Annotated in this window: 1 protein-coding gene; it reads right to left on the bottom strand. The window is 57.5% G+C overall.

What is annotated here, in order from left to right:
- The coding region (locus tag HLH28_RS17865) for a manganese catalase family protein (protein WP_182961946.1) at positions 1-574 on the bottom strand (574 nt) is incomplete at both ends.

Here is a 574-nt window from a genome sequence, read left to right on the forward strand (position 1 = left end):
ACCAGGATCCAGCCATGTCCGTCGAGCCGTCGCCATCTTCGTCGGTCGAATCATTGAAATATTGGTCCACCAGTTCCGGGGTGGGCTGAATCGAGCCGATTTCCAGAGGTGACAGGCCCATACTGTCCAGTGCCAGCATGAAGGCTTTCATATGCGTGATTTCCCGCGTCATCAGGAACTGCAGCGCATCCTGCGTGCCCTGGTCGTCGCAAAAATCGATCAACCGTTCATAGGTAATCTTCGCACGCGCCTCCGCCGCGATATTGTTGCGAAGATCCACCTCCGGCTGCCCGGTTATCTTCAGGTAATCAGCCGTCCATGCATTGCCTCGGGAGTTGAACAGGTTCACGCCGCCACCTCCGGTGATGGCAAGCAGCGGGTCCGCTTCAGCGTCCTCCCGCATGGTTTTCATCGGCTTGAGGTGCATGCGGGCCAGCGTCCCGATCACCTCCAGATGACTCAGTTCCTCGGTGCCGATATCCATCAGCAGGTCCTTCAACATCGGATCGTCAGTATTGATGCCCTGGATCGAATATTGCATCGCCGCGGCCAGTTCACCGTTCGCACCGCCAAA

The sequence above is a fragment of the Gluconacetobacter tumulisoli genome (assembly GCF_014174155.1).
Taxonomy (GTDB): Bacteria; Pseudomonadota; Alphaproteobacteria; order Acetobacterales; family Acetobacteraceae; genus Gluconacetobacter; species Gluconacetobacter tumulisoli.